The organism is Enterobacter cloacae complex sp. P27C, assembly GCF_014895705.1.
GTDB classification, from domain to species: domain Bacteria; phylum Pseudomonadota; class Gammaproteobacteria; order Enterobacterales; family Enterobacteriaceae; genus Enterobacter; species Enterobacter bugandensis.
Genome location: NZ_JADBQB010000003.1, coordinates 172,494 through 194,835 on the forward strand (window position 1 = coordinate 172,494; position 22,342 = coordinate 194,835).

The 22,342-nt window shown below is 52.8% G+C and carries 20 protein-coding genes and 5 tRNA genes; 11 read left to right on the plus strand and 14 right to left on the minus strand.

The window, feature by feature from the left end:
* Position 1 precedes the first annotated feature (1 nt).
* Positions 2-937 carry a LysR family transcriptional regulator gene (locus IM291_RS07020; RefSeq protein ID WP_192971231.1) on the plus strand — a complete coding sequence of 312 codons (936 nt, stop codon included), beginning with the start codon at positions 2-4 and terminating at the stop codon, positions 935-937.
* On the opposite strand, the gene IM291_RS07025 is transcribed toward IM291_RS07020, so the two are convergent.
* From IM291_RS07025 to IM291_RS07040, 4 genes are all read right to left on the minus strand, one after another.
* Positions 934-1,272, minus strand: coding sequence for a FlxA-like family protein (locus IM291_RS07025; RefSeq protein ID WP_192971232.1), 339 nt, complete (start codon positions 1,270-1,272; stop codon positions 934-936). The genes IM291_RS07020 and IM291_RS07025 overlap by 4 nt on opposite strands.
* 125 nt (positions 1,273-1,397) lie before the next feature.
* Positions 1,398-1,473 (minus strand) — tRNA-Lys (locus tag IM291_RS07030).
* A gap of 4 nt (positions 1,474-1,477) precedes the next feature.
* Positions 1,478-1,553, minus strand: a tRNA-Val gene (locus IM291_RS07035).
* Between the two features lie 41 nt (positions 1,554-1,594).
* Positions 1,595-1,670: transfer RNA gene (locus IM291_RS07040), tRNA-Val, on the minus strand.
* A gap of 258 nt (positions 1,671-1,928) precedes the next feature.
* Here IM291_RS07040 and gltX point away from each other — a divergent pair.
* A complete protein-coding gene (gene gltX, locus IM291_RS07045; protein ID WP_045631029.1) occupies positions 1,929-3,344 on the plus strand; it encodes a glutamate--tRNA ligase in 1,416 nt (471 codons plus the stop codon).
* Between the two features lie 52 nt (positions 3,345-3,396).
* Here the strand turns inward: gltX and IM291_RS07050 are convergent, their stop codons facing one another.
* Positions 3,397-3,780, minus strand: coding sequence for a YfeC-like transcriptional regulator (locus IM291_RS07050; protein WP_032644902.1), 384 nt, complete (start codon positions 3,778-3,780; stop codon positions 3,397-3,399).
* A 1-nt stretch (position 3,781) separates the two neighbouring features.
* Complete coding sequence (locus tag IM291_RS07055) at positions 3,782-4,144, minus strand: YfeC-like transcriptional regulator (RefSeq protein WP_047368054.1); 363 nt, start codon at positions 4,142-4,144, stop codon at positions 3,782-3,784.
* 217 nt (positions 4,145-4,361) lie between these two features.
* Here IM291_RS07055 and IM291_RS07060 point away from each other — a divergent pair.
* The 3 genes from IM291_RS07060 (at position 4,362) to IM291_RS07070 (ending at position 6,958) form a co-directional block, all read left to right on the plus strand.
* Positions 4,362-4,437: transfer RNA gene (locus IM291_RS07060), tRNA-Ala, on the plus strand.
* Between the two features lie 41 nt (positions 4,438-4,478).
* Positions 4,479-4,554, plus strand: a tRNA-Ala gene (locus tag IM291_RS07065).
* Positions 4,555-4,768: 214 nt separating this feature from the next.
* A complete protein-coding gene (locus IM291_RS07070) occupies positions 4,769-6,958 on the plus strand; it encodes an EAL domain-containing protein (RefSeq protein ID WP_045631031.1) in 2,190 nt (729 codons plus the stop codon).
* 42 nt (positions 6,959-7,000) lie between these two features.
* Here the strand turns inward: IM291_RS07070 and IM291_RS07075 are convergent, their stop codons facing one another.
* The gene (locus tag IM291_RS07075; protein ID WP_008501591.1) at positions 7,001-8,188 is read right to left on the minus strand and encodes a NupC/NupG family nucleoside CNT transporter; all 1,188 of its coding nucleotides are present in this window, start codon (positions 8,186-8,188) and stop codon (positions 7,001-7,003) included.
* A gap of 346 nt (positions 8,189-8,534) precedes the next feature.
* Here IM291_RS07075 and IM291_RS07080 point away from each other — a divergent pair, with 346 nt between their 5' ends.
* Complete coding sequence (locus IM291_RS07080; protein ID WP_192971233.1) at positions 8,535-9,773, plus strand: Nramp family divalent metal transporter; 1,239 nt, start codon at positions 8,535-8,537, stop codon at positions 9,771-9,773.
* A 31-nt stretch (positions 9,774-9,804) separates the two neighbouring features.
* Here IM291_RS07080 and IM291_RS07085 read toward each other — a convergent pair whose 3' ends face one another.
* Together IM291_RS07085 and mgrA are read right to left on the minus strand one after the other, a co-directional pair.
* Entirely contained in the window at positions 9,805-10,143 is a 339-nt protein-coding gene (locus IM291_RS07085; RefSeq protein WP_041908820.1) for a DUF2502 domain-containing protein, read from the minus strand.
* A gap of 127 nt (positions 10,144-10,270) precedes the next feature.
* Positions 10,271-11,269 carry an L-glyceraldehyde 3-phosphate reductase gene (gene mgrA / locus IM291_RS07090; protein WP_192986437.1) on the minus strand — a complete coding sequence of 333 codons (999 nt, stop codon included), beginning with the start codon at positions 11,267-11,269 and terminating at the stop codon, positions 10,271-10,273.
* Between the two features lie 185 nt (positions 11,270-11,454).
* Between mgrA and ipdC the strand changes: the two genes are divergently transcribed.
* Positions 11,455-13,113 carry an indolepyruvate decarboxylase gene (ipdC, locus tag IM291_RS07095; RefSeq protein ID WP_192986439.1) on the plus strand — a complete coding sequence of 553 codons (1,659 nt, stop codon included), beginning with the start codon at positions 11,455-11,457 and terminating at the stop codon, positions 13,111-13,113.
* Here the strand turns inward: ipdC and IM291_RS07100 are convergent, their stop codons facing one another.
* Positions 13,114-14,349: an ion channel protein gene (locus IM291_RS07100; RefSeq protein WP_192986441.1), complete on the minus strand. Its 1,236-nt coding sequence runs from the start codon at positions 14,347-14,349 to the stop codon at positions 13,114-13,116.
* Between the two features lie 205 nt (positions 14,350-14,554).
* Between IM291_RS07100 and glk the strand changes: the two genes are divergently transcribed.
* Positions 14,555-15,520 (plus strand): glucokinase, encoded by a 966-nt coding sequence (gene glk, locus IM291_RS07105; RefSeq protein WP_028013981.1) that lies wholly within the window; start codon positions 14,555-14,557, stop codon positions 15,518-15,520.
* Positions 15,521-15,558: 38 nt separating this feature from the next.
* Here the strand turns inward: glk and IM291_RS07110 are convergent, their stop codons facing one another.
* Both IM291_RS07110 and IM291_RS07115 read right to left on the minus strand, forming a co-directional pair.
* Entirely contained in the window at positions 15,559-16,290 is a 732-nt protein-coding gene (locus IM291_RS07110) for a LytTR family DNA-binding domain-containing protein (RefSeq protein ID WP_028013980.1), read from the minus strand.
* Between the two features lies 1 nt (position 16,291).
* Positions 16,292-17,998 (minus strand): sensor histidine kinase, encoded by a 1,707-nt coding sequence (locus IM291_RS07115; RefSeq protein WP_192986443.1) that lies wholly within the window; start codon positions 17,996-17,998, stop codon positions 16,292-16,294.
* 386 nt (positions 17,999-18,384) lie between these two features.
* Here IM291_RS07115 and alaC point away from each other — a divergent pair, with 386 nt between their 5' ends.
* The gene (gene alaC / locus IM291_RS07120) at positions 18,385-19,623 is read left to right on the plus strand and encodes an alanine transaminase (RefSeq protein ID WP_028013978.1); all 1,239 of its coding nucleotides are present in this window, start codon (positions 18,385-18,387) and stop codon (positions 19,621-19,623) included.
* 50 nt (positions 19,624-19,673) lie between these two features.
* Here alaC and ypdK read toward each other — a convergent pair whose 3' ends face one another.
* The gene (gene ypdK / locus IM291_RS22090; RefSeq protein WP_099458937.1) at positions 19,674-19,745 is read right to left on the minus strand and encodes a membrane protein YpdK; all 72 of its coding nucleotides are present in this window, start codon (positions 19,743-19,745) and stop codon (positions 19,674-19,676) included.
* Positions 19,746-20,103: 358 nt separating this feature from the next.
* A complete protein-coding gene (gene lpxP / locus IM291_RS07130; protein ID WP_028013977.1) occupies positions 20,104-21,024 on the minus strand; it encodes a kdo(2)-lipid IV(A) palmitoleoyltransferase in 921 nt (306 codons plus the stop codon).
* 12 nt (positions 21,025-21,036) lie between these two features.
* Between lpxP and IM291_RS07135 the strand changes: the two genes are divergently transcribed.
* Positions 21,037-21,174 carry a hypothetical protein gene (locus IM291_RS07135; protein WP_162196518.1) on the plus strand — a complete coding sequence of 46 codons (138 nt, stop codon included), beginning with the start codon at positions 21,037-21,039 and terminating at the stop codon, positions 21,172-21,174.
* 643 nt (positions 21,175-21,817) lie between these two features.
* The gene (gene tssB, locus IM291_RS07140) at positions 21,818-22,315 is read left to right on the plus strand and encodes a type VI secretion system contractile sheath small subunit (RefSeq protein ID WP_041908834.1); all 498 of its coding nucleotides are present in this window, start codon (positions 21,818-21,820) and stop codon (positions 22,313-22,315) included.
* Positions 22,316-22,342 lie beyond the last annotated feature (27 nt).

Below are 22,342 nucleotides of genomic sequence, written 5' to 3' on the forward strand. Positions count from 1 at the left end.
GATGAATTATTCCCTACGCCAGCTTCGCATTTTCGTCACCGTCGCCCATGCCCGCAGCTTTAGCCGGGCAGGTGAAATGATCGGCCTGAGCCAGTCGGCGGTCAGCCACAGCGTGAAGGAGCTGGAAAACCAGACCGGCGTTAGATTGCTTGACCGCACCACTCGCGAAGTGGTCCTGACCGAAGCCGGGCAGCAGCTGGCCCTGCGTCTTGAACGGCTGCTTGATGAGCTGAACAGCACGCTCAGAGACGTGGGGAGGCTGGGGCAGCAGCTGTCGGGCACCGTGCGGGTTGCGGCCAGCCAGACGATATCCGCGCACCTTATCCCGCAATGTATTGCTGAGGGTAACCATCGCTATCCTGATATTGATTTTGTCCTGCATGACAGACCGCAGCAGTGGGTGCTGGAGAGCATCCGCCAGGGGGATGTGGATTTTGGTATTGTGATCGATCCTGGCCAGGTGAGCGATCTGGAATGCGAAAGCGTTCTTTCTGAACCTTTTTTACTGCTCTGTCGTGACGACGACCCGCTGGCAGCGTTGCTCGAGGTCAGCTGGCAGTCCCTGCAGGGGGCGAACCTGGTTTTACAGGATTATGCCTCAGGCAGCCGCCCGCTGATTGATTCCGCGCTGGTGAATCAGGGCGTTAAGGCAACGATCGTGCAGGAGATTGGTCATCCGGCCACGCTGTTTCCGATGGTGGAAGCCGGAATTGGCATCAGCGTGTTGCCCGCTCTGGCGCTTCCCCTGCCGCAGGGAAGCCAGCTGGCGGTGAGGCGGCTGACGCCCGTTGTCGAACGAAAGCTGATGCTGGTGCGGCGAAAAAATCGTTCGCTCTCGGGTGCGGCGCAGGCCATCTGGGAAGTGGTGCGTATCCAGGCACAACGATTAACCGAGGCCCGCATACGCGATCCACTGTTTAACGCATCAGACGATTAGATGTAGATATCAATCTGATTAGTGTCTGACGGGCTATTCACGCCTTCTACTTTGCCCAGTTTTTGATCCTGCTTCTTCTGAGCTTCTTCGGCCTGCTGGCGCTGCAGTGCGGCGAGCTGCGCCTGCAGCACTTTGATCTGGGTCTGAATCAGTTCCTGCTGCTTCTTCTTCTCATCTGCACTGCCGGGGCTGTTTGCCAGCTCTTTTAACTGCTGGGTCAGCTTTTTGATCTTGTCGAGAATGCGGGTGATTTGCGCAGAGACATCGTTACTGCTCGAAGAGCCACTCGCGCCGCTGGTTTGAATCTGTTGGGTTGAAGCCTGAATGGTCGTCATACTTTTTCCTCGCGTTATAAAACAGAGGTATCGGCACCGACGGGATTAGCTTGAGGAAAATGCGGCAGGTTCACATTTTTATATCGCAGATAGCAAAAAAGCGCCTTTAGGGCGCTTTTTTACATTGGTGGGTCGTGCAGGATTCGAACCTGCGACCAATTGATTAAAAGTCAACTGCTCTACCAACTGAGCTAACGACCCGAAATGGTGGGCGATGACGGGCTCGAACCGCCGACCCCCTCCGTGTAAAGGAGATGCTCTACCAACTGAGCTAATCGCCCAATCTCAATTCTTATCTACACTGCGAGTCTACCGAAGTAGATGGTGGGTGATGACGGGCTCGAACCGCCGACCCCCTCCGTGTAAAGGAGATGCTCTACCAACTGAGCTAATCACCCCCGCTGTGTGGAGTCGCATTATAGGGAGAGTTGAAAATGAGTCAACGCATTTTCTAAAGTTTTTATTCGTTCGTCGTAAAATTAAACAAAACGATCGCAAAACGGGCGGTGGCGCATGATTTCTAAACAAAAACAGCAAACTCCGCCACGATAAAGGGATCGACATTGAGGAATCCCCCCACAGTGATAGAATATTGCCCATCGTTTTTTCCCCGGGATTTGCCGATTGCCGGCATCTTTATAACGTAAGGCCATTTCATGAAAATCAAAACTCGCTTCGCGCCGAGCCCGACAGGCTATCTGCACGTCGGTGGTGCTCGTACTGCTCTCTATTCCTGGCTTTTTGCACGCCACAACCAAGGTGAGTTCGTGCTGCGTATAGAAGATACCGATCTTGAGCGCTCCACGCCGGAAGCAATTGAAGCCATTATGGATGGTATGAACTGGCTGAACCTGCAGTGGGACGAAGGCCCGTATTTCCAGACCAAACGTTTTGACCGCTATAACGCTGTTATTGATGAGATGCTGGTCGCGGGCACGGCGTATAAGTGCTACTGCTCCAAAGAGCGTCTGGATGCGCTGCGTGAAGAGCAGATGGCGAACGGTGAAAAACCGCGTTATGACGGCCGCTGCCGCCACGACCACAGCGAGCATGCCGCTGATGAGCCATGCGTGGTGCGTTTTGCTAACCCGCAGGATGGCTCGGTGATTTTCGACGACCAGATCCGTGGCCCGATCGAATTCAGCAACCAGGAGCTGGACGATCTGATCATACGCCGTACCGACGGTTCCCCAACCTATAATTTCTGCGTCGTGGTTGATGACTGGGATATGGAAATTACCCACGTTATCCGTGGTGAAGACCATATCAACAATACCCCACGCCAGATCAACATCCTGAAAGCGCTGAATGCACCTGTTCCGGTCTATGCGCACGTCTCCATGATCAACGGCGACGACGGTAAAAAGCTGTCTAAACGTCACGGTGCGGTCAGCGTCATGCAGTATCGCGACGACGGCTATCTGCCGGAAGCGCTGCTGAACTATCTGGTGCGTCTGGGCTGGGCTCACGGCGACCAGGAGATCTTCAGCCGCGAAGAGATGATCGAACTGTTCTCTCTGAGCTCTGTGAGCAAATCTGCCAGCGCATTCAACACCGACAAGCTGCTGTGGCTCAACCATCACTACATCAATACCATGCCGCCGGAATATGTGGCGACTTACCTGCAGTGGCACATTGAGCAGGCAAACATTGATACCCGCACTGGCCCTGAGCTGGCGGACCTGGTAAAACTGCTCGGCGAGCGCTGCAAAACGCTGAAAGAAATTGCCGAAAGCTGCCGCTACTTCTATGAAGAGTTTGATGAGTTCGACGCTGACGCCGCGAAGAAGCACCTCCGCCCGGTTGCGCGTCAGCCGCTGGAAGTGGTGCGTGACAAGCTTGCTGCGCTCACCGAGTGGACCGCTGAAAATGTGCATCACGCCATTCAGGCGACCGCAGACGAACTGGAAGTGGGCATGGGCAAAGTCGGTATGCCGCTGCGCGTTGCGGTGACCGGCGCGGGTCAGTCTCCGGCTCTGGATGTGACTGTCCATGCCATCGGCAAGTCACGCAGCGTGGCGCGCATCAACAAGGCGCTGGATTTTATTGCAGAACGTGAAAATCAGCAGTAATTAAGCCATCTATAAGAAAAACGGCAGGGTATCCTGCCGTTTTTTTTGCCTTTTATTCGGCAATACCCAGACGAGCAAGAAAACCGCGTATGCCTTCGCGCTTCAGTAAGGTATCCAGACGCTGCTGTTCAAGCTCAGTCATACTCTCCAGCGTTTCGATAATGCCCGGACGCAGACGTGAAGGCTGTTCATTGTAGGATGAGGCCACCTCAGCCAGATGATAAACCGCCTGGCGGTTACGGATAGCCGGGAGGCTCATAATATGTTCCTTCACGCGTGCATCAACGTGAATGAGCCGCGCCCGACCGCCTTTTACGCCATTGAGTCCTTCGGTTTTCCACCCCTGCTGCCGTATCCAGCGATTTACCGTTTGTCTGGCAACACCCAAATTCTCCGCCAGCTCTTCCGTGGTCATTTTGCTACGTAGTCTTTTCATATTAATTCTGGTCGCGAATCCCTAAACGTTGCAACAAACCGGTAATCCCTTCCCGCAATAGCAGCGATGTCAACTGCTTCTGCTCTTCCGGCGTCATTTCATTGGCCAGCGTCAGGAGTAGGGTATGAAGTGAACCGTCAGTGCTGATGCCGTCAGGCACAGCGGATGTTTCCGTTGCCCGGCGTGCGCTGCGGATAAAGTCACGCACCTTTTCGTTCACATGCACCAGACGCGCTTTACCCCCCTGGACACCGGGCTTAGGCGACGTTATCCAACCCTCTTTGCGTACCCATTTATTGATGGTCTGTCGGCTATAGCCAGTGAGCAGGGCTAACTCTTCCGGCGTCATTCGTTCCTTGATCATGCAATTTCCTGAATATTCGTGGGGTTAATTAACGGCTCATTTTATAGCACCGTTTTACGTGAAAACGTGACAGGCTTAACTCATGACTGCGAGCAGGCTCGCAAAGTGATTCATTTGCATGATTTTTCGGCGATTGAACCGCGGCTATTGATTTTGCCGTTGACACTCCGCGGCGGAATTCATATTATGCCGCCCGTCAACATGACAGCTTTACGATGGGGCTATAGCTCAGCTGGGAGAGCGCCTGCATGGCATGCAGGAGGTCAGCGGTTCGATCCCGCTTAGCTCCACCAAACTCTGAACCCAACAGAGTGCGGTTAGTAAAGTAACATGTGGGGCTATAGCTCAGCTGGGAGAGCGCTTGCATGGCATGCAAGAGGTCAGCGGTTCGATCCCGCTTAGCTCCACCAAAATTTTAAACCCTCGTCAAAAGACGAGGGTTTTTTTTATGTTTTTGTAACACCCCTAAACGTATTTTGTTGCCAAAATGGTTTTTTTCCATATCCCACCTCAACCGAAATCAATAAATCAGTCTATAAATAGACTTCAACTTGATTCGCGTAATTAATAAACCTATTATCCATGCGGTCAATGATATGAATGGATAATAATCTCCCCAGCTTAATGAATAGAAAATCGTATAATAATGTAAAGATATTTATAATTGCTCTGGCGATCTGTCTGATTGCGGTTCCCGTTTCCCGTTATCTCTCCCCGCGTGCAATTGTTAATGAACACGACGTTTATTTAGCGTGGCTCCCGTTAAGCGTTATGCTGGCGATTATGCTGTTATTGGGGCGCCGCGGTATTCTGCCTATTCTGATAAGTTTTATGGTTGCTAATATATTTAACGTTAATTTAGCACCGCTACAATATTCAGTATTACTGTTCTGTCAGACTTTCTCCGTATTCGCTGCCTGCGGTGTTCTGCGCCTTCTGCTGGGCCGGCGCTGGCGCTACTGTATGCCCAACAGGCACATTGGGTTACGCATATTTTGGCTCGGCTTTATGGTGCCGATAGGCATTAAAATGTCGATGTATCTCGCTGGCTATTTCTTTGATTTTCCGGTCACAATCTCAACTTTCTTCGGCGAAGGAACGGTAATTTATAACGTTGTTGATATTCAAAGCCTGATATGCGCGGCGATGATTTTTACCATGATGTTCTATTATCCTTTAAGAATGATTATTAATCCTCGTTATGCCATCAAGTTCTGGCGGCGAAGTGTGAAGCCCGTGTTTTTACACAAGAAATCATTATATATATTCGTCTGGCTGATGCTGTTAATCGCCATCATCGCAATTTTATGTGCGCCTTTTGAGTCGCCTGTTATTGCGGGCTATTTGATGCCGATTATTTTCATTCTCTTTACGTTAGCGATTAGCCGTCTGAGCTACGCGCTTATCTCTCTGCTGTGGGCCACCTCTGCGCTTCTGCTGTTGACCTACAACTACAACTTTCTAAACGGAGTGGAGTCGGGCCATTCGCTCTCCTTTATCCTGTCGGTACTGATCTCTTTTGCTATCTGCCTGCTTTATATGTCGCGTATCTATCAGCGAAGCGAATGGTTGAAGCAGGGCTGGCAGGACAGAGCGCTCACCGATCCGCTGACCGGATTACCCAACATTCGTGCGCTGGAAGATTTTCTCCTCGACCACCCGGATGCCAAAGTGTGTTGCCTGAGAATGGATAATCTGGAGTTTTTAAGCCGCCATTACGGCATTCTCATGCGGGTGCACTGCAAACGAATGATCACGTCCTCTCTCCAGCCGCTGTTGCAAAAAGATGAGACGCTTTTCCAGCTGCCGGGAAGCGAGCTGGTGCTGGTATTGCTTGGGCAGGGAACGGCCGAGCGCCTCCAGCATATGGTTGATCGGCTGAACAGCCGTAAGATTTTCTGGAACAATACCGGGCTGGATATCGAATTTGGCGCGTCCTGGGGAATGGTCGAAAACGGTGAGAAACTGCACCACACGCTGGGGCAACTGAGCTGGCTGGCCGAGCAATCCTGCGGAGCGCACAACGTTCTTGCGCTGACGAATAGCCTGGAAGCTGCATCAGGACAAACAACGGAGCGTGTCCTGATGCTGGCGCGGATTAAGCACGCCCTGGAGGCGGGGCAGTTCCATTTGTATGCGCAGCCGATCCAGAAGGCGGACGGTAGCGGGTACTACGAAATTCTGGCGCGTATGGAGAGCGAGGGCGAGATCATCACCCCTGACCGCTTTATTCCGCTGATTGCCCAATTCAACCTCAGCCACCGGTTTGATATGTGCGTCATGGAAAAATTACTGCTGTGGCTGCGCGATCACCCAGCGACGCAGGCTGGCGCCCGTTTCTCTGTCAATCTGATGCCGCTTACGCTGATGCAAAATGAGGTGGCGACTGAGATTTGTGCGCTCTTTGAACGGTACGGCGTTGCGCCTCAGGCTGTCGTGATTGAGATCACCGAAGAGCAGGCCTTCTCCAATTCCGGCTGCAGCATCCACAATATTCAGCAGCTGCGGGATTACGGTTTCAGGATTGCCATCGATGATTTTGGTACCGGCTACGCCAACTACGAGCGTCTGAGACGCCTGCAGGCAGACATCATTAAAATTGACGGCTGCTTCGTGAAAGATATTTGTACTGATGATATGGACGCAATGATCGTCCAGTCGATATGTAATCTGGCGAAGACGAAATCACTGTGCGTGGTGGCCGAATATGTTGAGACGCCAGCGCAGCGGGAGATGCTGTTACGCTTCGGCGTGGACTATCTCCAGGGCTACCTGATAGGCAAACCCAAACCGCTGGAAGAATTGCGGGCATAAAAAAACCGGGAGCAAGTCTCCCGGTTTTTTTTACGGTAAACGTTACAGAACCAGCGCAGCAATAGAAGCTGACAGGACGCTCACCAGGGTGGAGCCGTAAACCAGTTTCAGGCCAAAGCGAGAAACCACGTTACCCTGTTCTTCGTTCAGGCCTTTAATCGCACCGGCGATAATACCGATGGACGAGAAGTTCGCGAAGGAGACCAGGAATACGGACAGAATGCCTTCCGCACGTGGAGAGAGCGTGCTGGCGATTTTCTGCAGATCCATCATCGCAACGAATTCGTTAGAAACCAGTTTGGTCGCCATGATACTGCCCACCTGCAGCGCTTCATGAGCCGGAACACCCATCACCCATGCGACAGGGTAGAAGATGTAGCCCAGGATGCCCTGGAAGGAGATGCCCAGCACTGCGGCGAACAGGGCGTTCAGTGCGGAGATCAGGGCGATAAAGCCGATCAGCATCGCGGCTACGATAATCGCCACTTTGAAACCGGCCAGGATGTACTCACCCAGCATTTCGAAGAAGCTCTGACCTTCGTGCAGGTTAGACATCTGGATGTTCTCTTCGCTGGCGTCAACGCGATACGGGTTGATAAGCGACAGAACGATAAAGGTGCTGAACATATTCAGAACCAGCGCTGCAACCACATATTTTGGCTCCAGCATGGTCATGTACGCGCCCACGATAGACATGGAAACGGTAGACATCGCGGTTGCCGCCATGGTGTACATGCGGTTACGGGACATTTTGCCGAGGATATCTTTATACGCGATGAAGTTCTCAGACTGACCGAGGATCAGGGAACTTACGGCGTTGAAAGATTCCAGCTTGCCCATGCCGTTTACTTTGGATAACAGGAAACCAATGCCACGAATAACGAACGGCAGAACGCGGATGTGCTGCAGAATACCGATCAGCGCGGAGATGAAGACGATTGGGCACAGTACCTTCAGGAAGAAGAATGCCAGACCTTCGTCGTTCATTTTACCGAAGACAAAGTTTGTCCCTTCGTTGGCAAATCCGAGCAGTTTTTCGAACATTTCGGAGAAGCCTTTCACGAAGCCGAGGCCTACGTTGGAGTTCAGGAAGAACCACGCAAGTAAAACTTCAATGACCAGCAGCTGGACAACATAACGAATACGAATTTTTTTGCGGTCTGTGCTGACCAGCAATGCGAGTGCAGTAACGACAACAAGTGCCAGGACAAAATGAAGGACGCGGTCCATATTTGCTCCAAATATGAGGCAGGTTTAATTTTCGTGCACATTCTATGTAACAACCGAAAAGAAAACGAGATCAGGGACACACTATAGTTACATCCTGTGACGAGTCTCAAAATTAGTGATCCACAATACATTTTTGTTATGTTAGGTAAATGAGTGAAAAGTTAAGTTTGTGTGCTACGCTTCACAAATGACCGCGCATTTTCACATTCTGTGATGTCGCACCACCTGCCCATCTATTGTTCTTAGCTATCAGAGAAATCATTTTAAACTCTCTAAATGATCTTGATAATCATTATCACTTTGATAGCATTAAACATAGCAAAGGCTATATTTCCAGAGGCAGATAATGACAAACAGTCGCGTAGAGGGTAGCAGTGGTAGAGCCGCGCGCAAGTTGCGGTTCGCATTAATGGGACCTGCTTTTATTGCTGCCATCGGCTATATCGATCCGGGTAATTTTGCGACCAATATTCAGGCCGGGGCCAGTTTCGGCTATAAGCTGCTGTGGGTGGTCGTCTGGGCAAACCTGATGGCGATGCTGATTCAGATGCTCTCTGCAAAACTGGGGATTGCCACGGGTAAAAACCTGGCGGAGCAAATTCGCGACCATTATCCTCGTCCGGCGGTGTGGCTCTACTGGGTTCAGGCGGAAATTATCGCCATGGCAACCGATCTCGCTGAATTTATCGGGGCAGCGATCGGCTTTAAGCTGATTCTGGGCGTGTCGCTGTTACAGGGAGCGGTGCTGACCGGGATTGCCACATTCCTGATCCTGATGTTACAGCGTCGGGGGCAAAAACCGCTGGAGAAGGTCATTGGTGGCCTGCTGCTGTTTGTTGCTGCGGCGTACATCGTCGAGCTGATTTTCTCACAGCCGAATCTGGCGCAGCTCGCAAAAGGCATGGTGATCCCAAGCCTGCCAACCTCGGAAGCGGTTTTCCTGGCCGCCGGGGTACTTGGGGCGACCATTATGCCGCATGTCATTTATTTGCACTCCTCGTTAACCCAGCATCTGCACGGCGGGACGCGTAAAGAACGCTACTCGGCAACCAAATGGGATGTGGCAATCGCCATGACCATCGCGGGTTTTGTGAATCTGGCGATGATGGCCACCGCAGCCGCCGCTTTCCACTTTAACGGTCATACTGGTGTCGCCGATCTCGACCAGGCTTACCTCACGCTGGAGCCGTTACTGAGTCATGCTGCTGCCACGATATTTGGTCTGAGCCTGGTTGCAGCCGGTCTCTCCTCCACGGTGGTGGGGACGCTGGCAGGGCAGGTGGTGATGCAGGGATTTGTTCGCTTCCATATTCCATTGTGGGTGCGTCGTTTTATCACCATGCTTCCGTCGTTTATCGTGATTCTGATGGGGCTCGATCCAACGCGAATTCTGGTGATGAGCCAGGTGCTGCTGAGCTTTGGTATTGCGCTGGCGCTGGTGCCGCTGCTGATTTTCACCAGCAATAAAACTCTGATGGGCGAACTGGTTAATACGACGCTGGTGAAACGGGCCGGGTGGGCCATCGTGGTGGTCGTCGTGGCGCTGAACTTGTGGTTGTTGGTGGGAACCGCGCTGGGTCTTTAACAAAAAAGGAGCCGCAGGGGCTCCTTTTGGATTAGTGATGATGGCCGTGACCATGACCTTTGCCGCGACCCCAGCCGCGACGGTCGTCACGATCCCGCCAGCCTTCACGGTAACCGCGCTCATAGGCGTTGTCTTTATACCAGCCGCGGTGTCTGCCGTTGTCATGTTTCCACCAGCGATCGCCGCGCCACTCATAGTGACGATGCCAGTAATCACGGTCGCGCCAGTAGCCACCGTCCCAGTATCTGCCGTAGTCGTCACGATCGCCAATTTGTAATTTTACTGATGGCAACAGGGTGATTTCGCCAGCAGTGGCGACCAGCGGGGCTGAAGCCAGTAATACCGCTGCAAGAATCAGTGACCTGAACATACTCTTTCTCCTTCACGATCGGGGCCTTCGTGGGGCCTGTTAACGCAATATTACGAGTTGGTAAAGGCTCGTTTCATCGCCTCAACTCCGAATTCCCGAGGAAGAGCACTTTTTGCTAAAAGTGGTTTTATTTTGAACTGCTCAGGATCTGGTCAATTAGAGAAAGTTCTTCTGCGGTAAACTGGCGGTTTTCCAGCATACCCACGGCATCATCAATCTGAGCCGTTTTGCTGGCCCCGATTAGCACCGACGTGACCTCCTCATGGCGTAACACCCAGGCAAGCGCCATCTGCGAGAGTTTCTGGCCGCGGCTTTCTGCCAGGGCGTTTAGCTGGCGCACCTTCTCAAGCTTCTCTTCGGTGATCTGTTCAGGGTTAAGGAATTGACTGCCGCTTGCCGCACGGGAATCGGCGGGAATACCATTAAGATACCGGTTGGTCAACTGTCCCCCTGCCAGCGGCGAGAAGGGAATACAGCCGACCCCTTTTTCCTGCAGAACATCCAGCAAACCCTCTTCCGGCGCACGTTCGAACATCGAGTATTTCGGCTGGTGGATCAGGCAGGGCGTGCCCAGGTCATTCAGGATATCAATCGCTTTTCGCGCCAGCTCGGCAGGATAGTTGGATAACCCGACATACAGGGCTTTGCCCTGGCGCACCAATTGGTCAAGCGCTTTCATGGTTTCCTGCAGCGGTGTTTCCGGGTCAGGACGGTGATGATAGAAGATATCGACATATTCCAGCCCCATACGCTTCAGGCTTTGATCGAGGCTTGCCAGCAGATATTTGCGCGATCCCCAGTCGCCATAAGGGCCGTCCCACATGGTATATCCCGCTTTCGTGGAGACGATCAGTTCGTCGCGCCAGGGCAGGAAATCCTCCTGTAAAATACGGCCGAAATTACGCTCGGCGGACCCCGGCGGGGGACCATAGTTATTGGCAAGGTCGAAATGCGTAATACCCAGATCGAACGCGCGCTGTAAAAGTTGACGGCTATTTTCGATAAGCGTGGCGTCACCAAAGTTATGCCACAGCCCCAGCGAGACCGCGGGCAACCTGATTCCGCTTCGCCCACAGCGGCGATACTCCATTGTCTGATAACGATTTTTGTCCGGCTGATAACCCATTCGTATGACCTCTCGTGCTGAAGAGAAAAATCAGTGTATACGTTTACATTAACGTGAAAAAAAGCAGCATAGCCCAGCATTTTTTGTAAAGCATTCTTTCCATATCCTTCTTATCACCAATTCTGGACAGCCATCACGCTTATTTAATACTCAAAGTGAGGTCAACATCAGAAGGATACCTGTTTATGCGTACCCCGTACTGCGTCGCCGATTACCTGCTGGACCGTCTTACAGATTGTGGAGCCGATCATCTGTTTGGCGTGCCGGGCGACTATAACCTGCAGTTTCTCGACCACGTAATAGACAGCCCGGATATCTGCTGGGTGGGCTGTGCCAACGAGTTAAACGCCTCTTATGCCGCTGACGGATATGCCCGCTGTAAGGGCTTCGCCGCGCTGCTGACGACGTTTGGCGTCGGCGAATTAAGTGCCATGAACGGCATTGCGGGCAGCTATGCCGAGCACGTTCCGGTGCTGCATATTGTTGGCGCGCCGGGTATGGCGTCTCAACAAAGGGGGGAACTGCTGCACCATACGCTGGGCGATGGTGAGTTCCGTCATTTTTACCAAATGAGCGAGCCGATCACCGTTGCACAGGCGATCCTGACCGAACAAAACGCCTGTTATGAAATCGACCGGGTACTGACGACGATGCTCCGGGAACGTCGCCCCGGCTATTTGATGTTACCTGCCGATGTGGCAAAAAAAGCCGCTACGCCGCCTGTAAACGCTCTCACGCTCAGGAATGCCCATGCCGATAGCGCCTGCCTGAAAGCGTTCCGGGATGCTGCGGAGCGTCAACTGGCAGCGAGTAAACGTACCGCGCTGTTAGCGGATTTTCTTGTCCTGCGCCATGGGCTGAAGCACGCGCTGCAGAAGTGGGTGAAGGATGTGCCGATGGCGCATGCCACGATGCTGATGGGCAAAGGCATATTCGACGAACGTAACGCCGGTTTTTACGGTACATACAGCGGTTCAGCCAGTGCCGGTCCGGTAAAAGAGGCGATAGAGGGAGCGGATACGGTGCTGTGCATCGGCACGCGTTTTACCGATACTCTGACGGCCGGGTTTACCCATCAGTTAACGCCTGCACAGACGATAGAAGTCCAGCCTCATGCCGCCCGCGTCGGCGATATCTGGTTTACCGGCATCCCGATGGCCCAGGCCATTGAAGCGCTGCTGGAGCTGTGCAAACAGCATATTCACGATAAGCCTGTCCCGGCATCGCACAGCGCGATGAATTTCCCTCAGCCGGACGGCTCGCTTACTCAGGAGAATTTCTGGCAAACGCTGCAAACGTTTATTCGCCCGGGAGACATCATCCTGGCCGATCAGGGCACCTCGGCCTTCGGCGCGATTGACCTGCGTTTGCCTGCCGACGTGAATTTTATCGTCCAGCCGCTGTGGGGCTCGATCGGCTACACCCTGGCCGCGGCGTTCGGTGCGCAAACGGCATGCCCGAACCGGCGGGTGATTGTGCTGACGGGGGATGGCGCGGCACAGCTGACCATCCAGGAGCTCGGGTCAATGTTGCGTGATAAACAACATCCCATCATTCTGGTGCTCAACAACGAAGGATACACGGTTGAAAGGGCAATTCACGGGCCGGAACAGCGTTACAATGACATTGCGCTATGGAACTGGACGCAAATCCCGCAGGCCCTGAGCCTCGATCCTCAGGCCCAGTGCTGGCAAGTCAGTGAAGCGGAGCAGCTGGCGGACGTGCTGGAAAAAGTGGCGCATCACGAGCGGCTCTCGCTAATTGAGGTGATGCTGCCAAAAGCCGATATCCCGCCGCTGCTGGGGGCGATTACCAAAGCGCTGGAAGCGCGCAATAGCGCCTGATTATTTGTCGTTTCGCCAGGCCATCATCATCGGTTTGCCCGCCAGCAGGAGCCAGGCGGGCAACATCACGATGCAGAGCAGCGGGAACAGCGTCGAATCCGGCACCACCACCGCCGCCATAAACAGGCTCAGCCATGCATCGCGCGTCACCACCAGTACCAGCCCCAGAATAGAGCAGGATACGGTAATCGCCGCCGGAACCGCGTCGACATGCTCGTGCAGCATCAGCCCCAGCGCCACGCCGACAAACACCGCCGGGAAGATACGCCCGCCGCGGAAACCGCACGCTGCAGCAACGACAAGCGCCGCCAGCTTGATGACGGCAAACAACAGGTAATCGGACACGCTAAACACCTGGCTGAAGGCCAGCTGCTGCATTTCGTCCAGACCTTTGAACAGGGTCACCGTTCCGCCAATTGCGCCTAAAACACCGAGGATTAGCCCCCCTGTTCCCAGAATCAATACCGGATGTTTGAGTTTATGCACCAGCCGGTGCAGGCGCGGAAGACACCATACCGCCACCATGCCCAGCGCGATGGCGATCGCGACGACGATGGCGCCGCTGAATATATCTGCAATCTGCATCTCTCCGTAGTGCGGCAGAGAGAGGGAAAAATGGGGATGGAAAAACAGGCTTGTCGTCAGCGCGCCGGCAGCCGCGGCCATCAGTGGAGCGAACAGCTTATCCCAGAGCGGGACGTCGTTATCACTTGCCAACGTCTGAGAAAAGATCAGGGCAGCAGCGACAGGCGTGCCAAAAAGCGCCCCGATGGTGCCTGCGGAGGCGAGGATGGTCCAGTCCAGCGCGCCGACGCGAGGCAGAATGCGTGCGCCGAGGAACACCGCCAGGCCAATATTCACCGCCATAATCGGATGCTCGGGACCCAGGCTGACGCCGCCCGCCAGGCCCACGATCAACGCGACGATCAGCCCCGGCAGTGCAGAGGGGGGAACCGGAGCGCCAATCAGGGGTTCCAGCGCCGGGTCCGGTCCGGCGTGGCCGGGACTGAAACGGATCGCCAGACCCACCGCAATACCGGTTAACGTCAGCATCAGGATGATCCACGCCGAAGAATCCGCGGTGACCCCCAGTTTTGCCGGAAGCGCTGTCCATAAGAGAGTTTGCAGCACCGACGCGATTTTCATCACGACGATAAGGACCAGGCTTGAGGCCACGCCAATGATCAGCGCCGGAATTGCCAGCAACAGCATGGTTCTGGCTCGCGGGTGGAGCATGATGATTTCCTTGTACAAAATGCAATGACGTTACTTTGCATATTAAGCCTTATGGCAATAGTGCAAAAGGTGCTGAAACGGTAAAGTTATTCTGTGACGAAGATCGATAATCCACGGGCATTCACCTTCCGGTCGTTGTTGTTATCACGCCTTGAATTTACAGTGTCCGAAAGATTTATTCTGACTTTAGCGGAGCAGTAGAAGAATGACAAAGTATGCTTTGGTAGGCGATGTGGGCGGCACGAACGCGCGTCTCGCATTATGCGATGTAAGTAGCGGTGAAATTTCTCGGGCGAAGACCTACTCAGGGCTGGATTACCCAAGCCTTGAGGCCGTTGTTCGCGTCTATCTGGAAGAGCATCAGGTGAGCGTCGAAGACGGCTGCATCGCCATTGCCTGCCCGATAACCGGCGACTGGGTCGCAATGACCAACCATACCTGGGCATTCTCCATCGCAGAGATGAAAAAGAATCTCGGTTTTGCGCATCTGGAAATCATCAATGACTTCACCGCGGTGTCCATGGCGATCCCGATGCTGAAGCCGGAGCACCTGATTCAGTTTGGCGGCGCTGAACCGGTCGAAGGCAAGCCGATTGCGGTTTACGGCGCCGGTACCGGCCTGGGCGTGTCGCACCTGGTGCATGTTGCTCAGCGCTGGGTGAGCCTGCCGGGTGAAGGCGGCCATGTGGACTTTGCGCCAAACAGCGAAGAAGAGGGCATTATCCTCGAAGAGTTACGCGCGGAGATCGGCCACGTTTCCGCCGAGCGCGTCCTGTCAGGGCCGGGGCTGGTGAACCTGTATCGTGCGATTGTGAAATCGGACGGTCGTCTGCCGGAAAACCTGCAGCCGAAAGACGTCACTGAACGCGCGCTGGCGGACAGCTGCATCGACTGCCGTCGCGCTCTTTCGCTGTTCTGCGTTATTATGGGACGGTTCGGCGGCAACCTGGCGCTAACGCTGGGCACCTTTGGCGGGGTCTATATTGCGGGCGGGATCGTGCCGCGCTTCCTCGACTTCTTTAAAGCCTCCGGTTTCCGCGGCGGGTTTGAAGATAAAGGGCGTTTCAGAAGCTACGTACAGGACATTCCCGTTTATCTCATCGTGCATGATAACCCAGGCCTGCTGGGTTCGGGTGCTCATCTGCGTCAGGTTCTCGGTCAAATTCTCTGATGTATCATTACCCTCTCCCGCGGGAGAGGGCTCTTTCGTTACAGGTGCATCAGCTGGCGGAATTCTTTCACTTTGCTGCGGCTCACCGGCACCTGAAAATCCAAATCCTTAAGGCGCAAAATATAGGTGTTGTTAAACCACGGTTCGATCTCGCGGATCTTATTTAAATTGACGCAAAACGAACGGTGGCAGCGGAAAAAGTGGGCTGCCGGAAGCTTGCTGCAGAATTCGGTAATGTTCATCGCCATGACATACGATTCCCGCCGCGTATAGACAAACGTCATCTTTTCGTGCGCTTCGGCGTAGTAGATATCGTTGACCGGGGTCACGATGATGCGCTCATCTTTGACCAGATTAATGGTGTCGTTTTCCCGTATCGTCGGGCTGGCGGTAGCCGGAGCGCTCTGTTGCTGCCATGCGGCCTCCAGCTTTTGCAGCATGCTGACAATTCGCGACTCCTGGTAAGGCTTCAGAATATAGTCAAATGCCTCCAGCTCGAAGGCTTCCACGGCATGCTCTTTCCATGCGGTAACGAACACAATAAACGGCTTATGGGCAAACTGATTGATATTTTGCGCCAGCAGCACGCCGTCCAGCGAGGGAATATTGATATCCAGAAAAATCGCGTCAACCCGGTTATGCTGCAGAAACTTCAGCACGTCCAGACCATCATCAAACGTACCCACAATCTCCATCTGGCTGTGGGTTTTGATAAGCCAGGTTAGCTCCTGTTGAGCCAGGAATTCATCTTCAACGATGATGACTTTCATATTACTCACCCTGAGGTAATAAAGATGTCGACGCATGAACAGGGGAGCGCTCATTCGGGACGTAAAAAGCGATTTCAGTGCCTGGTTCAAGACGATGAATATGCAGCCCGTCGCCGTAGAGAAGCTTGACTCTGTGGTGCACGTTCAGCAGCCCGATTTTATTCCCGGGCATCTCGTTAGACTCCACGCGCTCAATGACTTTTGGGTCAATCCCGTGGCCGGTATCGCGTACCGCAATTCGCACCCGGTTGCCGCTTTCGGTGATGCTGATGGTGACCACACCTTTGCCTTTACAGGGCTGAATACCGTGAACAATCGCGTTTTCAACCAGCGGCTGGATCAGCAGGCTCGGGATCACGCAGTTGACCTCTTCATCAATATCGTAAATCACCGTGAGCTTGTCGCCAAAGCGCGCCTGTTCAATCGCGATATAGTCTTTGATCTGATAAAGCTCTTTTTTAATGTCGATCTGCTCGTCATCTTTCAGTTCGATGTTGTAGCGCAGATAGCGCGACAGGTTAAAAATCAGCTGGCGCGCGGTGTCCGGATTCAAACGAATGGAAGAGGAGATAGCGTTGAGCGCGTTAAACAGGAAATGGGGATTAATTTTGCTCTGCAGCGCGCGCAGCTCTGCCTTATTTGCCATCTCACGCAGCTGTTCTGCCCGGGAGACCTCAAGCTGAGTAGAGATAATCTGCGACAGGCCAATGGCCATCTCCTGCAGCGTGGAGGTGATCTGATGCGCGTGGCAGTAATAAATTTTCAGCGTGCCCGTCACAACGCCTTTTTCCCATAGCGGGATCACCAGCATCGAGTGAATTTCCGGCGTTCGGTGAGCTTCATCATTGTTTTTAATGATGATTTTTCCGTAGTTAATCGCCTGTCTGGTGGTCGGACTAATGGTGTCATCACTGTCGCGATAGTTGTGCTCCCCGACGCCTACGTAGGCCAGCACGTGGTCGATATTGGTGATGGCGACGGCGTCAGCGTGAATGTCGTGGCGGATAATCTCGCAGACCTGGCGCAGCGACTCCGCGTTAACGTGGCGAAAGAGCGGCAGCGTTTTGTTGGCAATATCCAGCGCCAGCTTGGCCTGACGGGCGGCGCTGGCCTCTTTTTCCCCTTCAACGCTCTGCACCAGCAACACGATAAAACCGATGCAGACGCTGCCCAGGATCATGGGAATACCGATTTTCGAGACGATATCCAGCCCCAGCGCGGTGGTGGGGGCCCAGACGACGACCAGGATCATGGTCAGCGTTTCGCACACCATGCCCGCAGCAATCCCGGCGCGCCAGCGCTGTTTTTTGGGGATCTTGCGGCCGATCCAGCCGGAAAGCACCCCGGCGATAATGCTGGTGATAAAGCATGGCACTGCCGTTACGCCACCGATATCAATCAGGTAGCGATGGGTCCCGGCAATCACGCCGGTGATGACACCCACCCACGGGCCAAACAAAATTCCGCCGGACATGACGGCGATAATGCGCACGTTAACCAGCGAACCCTCTACCGGCACCCCGGACCAGGTGCTGAACAGTGCGAACAGGGAAAAGATGGCGGTAACCGCCAGCAGCTCTTTCGGCGAGTGTGCGGATTTATGCAAAAGCTCGCGAAACAGGCGAATGCGAATCAGGAAGAACAGGCAAATCAGCATTAATGCCGCACGGTCAAAAACCGCCAGCAGCATAGTGAATATCTCGTGCACGGAGCAGACCTGGGCAAACGGGAAAGAACCATGATAAAAAACCTGGGGCGTATTGACCAGCTATCCGTCGGGTTTATCAAATGAGGAAAAACCATAGTTTACAAAGGGGATTGTCAGGTGAGGATTGATGCTACCCGATTTTTTCTCAGCGCCAAATCACCAGGTAACTGTTTTGATATCATTGTGTTAAATAACGGCTAACGGAAAGCCAATATCAGAACCCTGTTTCCATTTTCAGGCATTGCAGTGTTCCGGTTTTCACGCGGGCGCTTTTTTTTCATTTCCCTCTCGACAGGGTGTTTTTTTTCAGGTTATTTTCTAAGCACGCCACATCGGTGGCAGCGTCGCTCGGACGGTCCGGGCGCTAACGTTAATCTGAGGAATCTATGGCTGAATTCAGTCCTGAACGCCGTTTTACGCGTATCGATCGTCTCCCCCCTTATGTTTTCAATATCACTGCTGAACTGAAGATGGCTGCGCGTCGGCGCGGCGAAGATATTATCGATTTCAGCATGGGTAACCCTGACGGCCCAACGCCACCGCATATCGTTGAAAAGCTCTGCACGGTTGCCCAGCGTCCGGATACGCACGGCTACTCAACCTCGCGCGGTATTCCCAGGTTACGTCGCGCGATCTCGCGCTGGTATCAGGATCGTTATCAGGTTGATATCGATCCTGAAAGTGAGGCGATTGTCACCATCGGCTCGAAAGAAGGGCTGGCACATCTGATGCTGGCCACGCTGGATCACGGTGATACGGTGCTGGTACCCAATCCAAGTTACCCAATCCATATCTACGGCGCGGTGATTGCCGGGGCGCAGGTTCGCTCTGTTCCGCTGGTGGAAGGCGTCGATTTCTTTAACGAACTGGAACGTGCCATTCGCGAAAGCTACCCGAAACCCAAGATGATGATCCTCGGTTTCCCGTCGAACCCAACGGCCCAGTGCGTGGAGCTTGATTTCTTCGAGAAAGTTGTCGCTCTGGCCAAGCGTTATGACGTGCTGGTGGTTCATGATTTAGCCTACGCCGATATCGTCTATGACGGCTGGAAAGCCCCGTCGATAATGCAGGTTCCCGGGGCGCGTGACGTGGCGGTGGAGTTCTTTACCCTGTCGAAAAGCTACAACATGGCGGGCTGGCGTATTGGCTTTATGGTGGGTAACAAAACGCTGGTAAGTGCACTGGCGCGCATCAAGAGTTACCACGATTACGGTACCTTCACGCCGCTGCAGGTTGCCGCTATTGCCGCTCTGGAGGGCGATCAGCAGTGCGTTCACGACATTGCTGCTCAGTATAAACGTCGCCGCGACGTACTCGTAAAAGGGTTACATGAGGCTGGCTGGATGGTGGAGATGCCGAAAGCGTCCATGTACGTCTGGGCGAAAATTCCGGAACCGTACGCAGCGATGGGTTCGCTGGAGTTTGCTAAAAAGCTGCTGCAGGACGCGAAGGTGTGTGTGTCCCCGGGTATCGGCTTTGGTGATTATGGCGATACCCACGTGCGCTTTGCTTTAATCGAAAACAGCGACCGTATTCGTCAGGCGGTGAGGGGCATCAAGAGTATGTTCCGGGCCGATGGCCTGCTCTCAGCAAAGAGCGTTGCTGAAAACCCCGTGTCCTCATGACAAAAAAACAGGAGCCAAATGGCTCCTGTTTTTTTGACTGCATGTTCTCACTAGATCATCAGGGCAAAGGTTCCGGCCCAGACTAAAACGATCACCGAAATGCCCATAAAGAAATATTTCACGTTTCATCGCTCCGCGTATCTTGTGGTACGCATTTAAAAACAGAGTCCAACTGATTATAGAGAACTGAAATCCCGGCTAAACAGAAATGAGAATTTTCCCGTTACGCCGATGATTCCCGCTCAGAATTCTGTGCTTTCCTGGTGCCAGACGGCGCTAATGTACGCTTAAAAATGAGGGGTGACAAGAGGGATTTTTTTAAATAATTTCCGCCACTTACGAGTGTCGTGGAACGGCGACAGTTTGATTTCACAGCGCAATAAATTCACTTTGGGCGACGCCATCAAAGACGGTTTTGCAGTGAGATGACAGGTGGTTGAAAAGGCTAGTTTCTTAGCGAAACTAACCTTCATGCAGGGCTTAAATATAGAGGGAGGCTTCACCAAGAGGACGCGTTTTGAAACGGCGATGCATCCAGAGATATTGCTCCGGTGCGCGCATGATTTCAGTTTCGATGACCTTATTGATAAACGCTGCCGCTTCACACTCGTTTTCCGGATAGTTAGCCATTTCCGGAGAGATGTGCAGACGGTAGCCTGACTTATCCGCTTTTCTCACCATCGTCACGGTCAGCATGGAGGCACCTGACAAACGCGAAATGACGAAAGTCCCGTTGGTCGTCGCTACATCCTTCACGGCAAAGAAGGGGGCAAAGCTGCTGCCTTTGCGTCCGTAATCCTGGTCAGGAGCAAACCAGACGGCCTCACCTTTCTTCAGGGCACCGACCATACCGCGCAGGTTGTTACGGCTGATCATCGCTTTATTGGAGCGCATGCGGCCTCGCGTCTGAACCCACTCCATCAGTGCACTGTTGTGCGGTCTGTAGGTCGCCATCATCGGCTGACAAAGGCCCATCACGCGCCCGCCCAGCTCCAGCGACATAAAGTGCACGCCAACAACCATCACGCCGCGTTTTTGCAGCTGAGCGCGTTTAAGGTTGTCCAGTCCTTCTACATCAAACCACTTGCGGACGCGTTCATCCGGCCAGAACCAGGCCATGCCGGTTTCAAGCAGCGCCATGCCGATGGATTTAAAGTTTTCAGAGATCAGTTTTTCGCGCTCTTCAGCATTGTACTGAGGAAAGCAAAGCTCGATGTTTTTACGCGCGATAGATTCGCGACGCTTCAGGAAATAGCGGGATGCGCTGCCCAGTTTCGACCCCAGCATACGCAGCACAGGGTAGGGGAGCTGTACCAGCAGCCAGAGAACGCCAAGACCAAACCATGTAAACCAGTAACGCGGGTGTAAAAACGCGCGTTGAAATTTGGATTGAGACAAAATAGAGAAACCTATGTGAAGCCTGTAAAGGTAGCGCAGCGTGTGCGATACGACGTGCCGATAAGACCGTTCTTCAAGGTGATGGTTGCAGGCTTTACCGAACTTTACGGCGTTACCTGGCCACTGCTGATTTGGGTGGGCGGCGTAATGTAGCACCGTTATACGTTATGTGCTATGACTCGTTTTTGATTAAAAAAGCGACGATTCAGGAGGTGTTTGATTTTACAGATTTTATAAACAGCCGCATTGAGAGCACCCCTCCTTCTTGCGCGGCGAGCAGAAGCCTCTGCGCAAGGATAAAGTCAATTCACGAACAAGCACGGTATTAATGATTGACGACTCCTTAAGTATCCGAAAATGAATTTTTTACTACATATAATAAATAAGAATTTTCATAAGGAAAAATCTTATATATTATTCATGCCATCAATAAAATATTCACTTTTCATACTTCTTTCGTCTCTTCTTTTTTGCGTCCCTCAATAGCTTCTTTCAGTTAATTCATGCTTTTTTGACAAAGTGTCGTGATGCAAATCAAAATAAGTTGTTTTTATAAGTATCTCACTGGCTGCGATCCTTTTAACGACATAAATATTTGGTTTGCTCGTAAAGAGTAGTTTCTTTTTCTGGCTTGGCAGGGCATTACACAATAATGGTTTAGCGGAAAATTCTTAAGAAATTTCTCATTGCGGGTTAATGATCTGCGTATTTGATTTTCTGTCGATCATTATTCTATGATTGCGCATCAACGCGATACCGTGAAGTTGGCATAGCAAAACCAAAGAGGGATGATGAGATGGCTGACAGTTTTCAGAATGAAGTGCCTAAGGCACGTATTAACCTAAAGCTTGACCTGCATACTGGCGGAGCAAGCAAGAAAATGGAATTACCATTGAAATTGCTTGTTGCGGGTGATTTTAGTAATGGGCAGGACACAGCGCCAATATTTGAGCGCGAAAAGGTTAATATCACGAAGAACAATTTTGATAGCGTTCTTTCCGAATATTCCCCAAAAGTTAATCTGACCGTTAAAAATACGCTGGCTGATGATGGCGGTGAGGACAACATTCAGCTGACTTTCCAGAGCATGAAAGATTTCACGCCAGAGCAGGTGGCAGCTCAGATACCGCAACTGAAGGCGATGCTGGCGATGCGCAACTTGCTCCGTGATTTGAAAGCCAACCTTTTGGACAACCAGACTTTCCGAAAAGAGCTGGAAAAAATCGTTCTTGACCAGTCGCTTAGCGCTGAGTTGCGAAATGAATTATCCGCACTGGCGTCAAAAAAATCCTAACCATCAGGCTGTTTTAACGGATTAATC

Excerpts from the sequence above, each read along its gene's own strand:
- IM291_RS07050 (WP_032644902.1), bottom strand. The coding sequence starts at position 3,780 with ATGAAAAGACTACGTAGCAAAATGACCACGGAAGAGCTGGCGGAGAAT.
- mgrA (WP_192986437.1), bottom strand. The coding sequence starts at position 11,269 with ATGGGTTATCAGCCGGACAAAAATCGTTATCAGACAATGGAGTATCGC.
- gltX (WP_045631029.1), top strand. The coding sequence starts at position 1,929 with ATGAAAATCAAAACTCGCTTCGCGCCGAGCCCGACAGGCTATCTGCAC.
- IM291_RS07020 (WP_192971231.1), top strand. The coding sequence starts at position 2 with ATGAATTATTCCCTACGCCAGCTTCGCATTTTCGTCACCGTCGCCCAT.
- IM291_RS07085 (WP_041908820.1), bottom strand. The coding sequence starts at position 10,143 with ATGTTCAGGTCACTGATTCTTGCAGCGGTATTACTGGCTTCAGCCCCG.
- glk (WP_028013981.1), top strand. The coding sequence starts at position 14,555 with ATGACAAAGTATGCTTTGGTAGGCGATGTGGGCGGCACGAACGCGCGT.
- IM291_RS07025 (WP_192971232.1), bottom strand. The coding sequence starts at position 1,272 with ATGACGACCATTCAGGCTTCAACCCAACAGATTCAAACCAGCGGCGCG.
- ipdC (WP_192986439.1), top strand. The coding sequence starts at position 11,455 with ATGCGTACCCCGTACTGCGTCGCCGATTACCTGCTGGACCGTCTTACA.
- IM291_RS07110 (WP_028013980.1), bottom strand. The coding sequence starts at position 16,290 with ATGAAAGTCATCATCGTTGAAGATGAATTCCTGGCTCAACAGGAGCTA.
- IM291_RS07100 (WP_192986441.1), bottom strand. The coding sequence starts at position 14,349 with ATGCTCCACCCGCGAGCCAGAACCATGCTGTTGCTGGCAATTCCGGCG.
- alaC (WP_028013978.1), top strand. The coding sequence starts at position 18,385 with ATGGCTGAATTCAGTCCTGAACGCCGTTTTACGCGTATCGATCGTCTC.
- IM291_RS07070 (WP_045631031.1), top strand. The coding sequence starts at position 4,769 with ATGAATAGAAAATCGTATAATAATGTAAAGATATTTATAATTGCTCTG.
- IM291_RS07055 (WP_047368054.1), bottom strand. The coding sequence starts at position 4,144 with ATGATCAAGGAACGAATGACGCCGGAAGAGTTAGCCCTGCTCACTGGC.
- IM291_RS07080 (WP_192971233.1), top strand. The coding sequence starts at position 8,535 with ATGACAAACAGTCGCGTAGAGGGTAGCAGTGGTAGAGCCGCGCGCAAG.
- tssB (WP_041908834.1), top strand. The coding sequence starts at position 21,818 with ATGGCTGACAGTTTTCAGAATGAAGTGCCTAAGGCACGTATTAACCTA.
- IM291_RS07075 (WP_008501591.1), bottom strand. The coding sequence starts at position 8,188 with ATGGACCGCGTCCTTCATTTTGTCCTGGCACTTGTTGTCGTTACTGCA.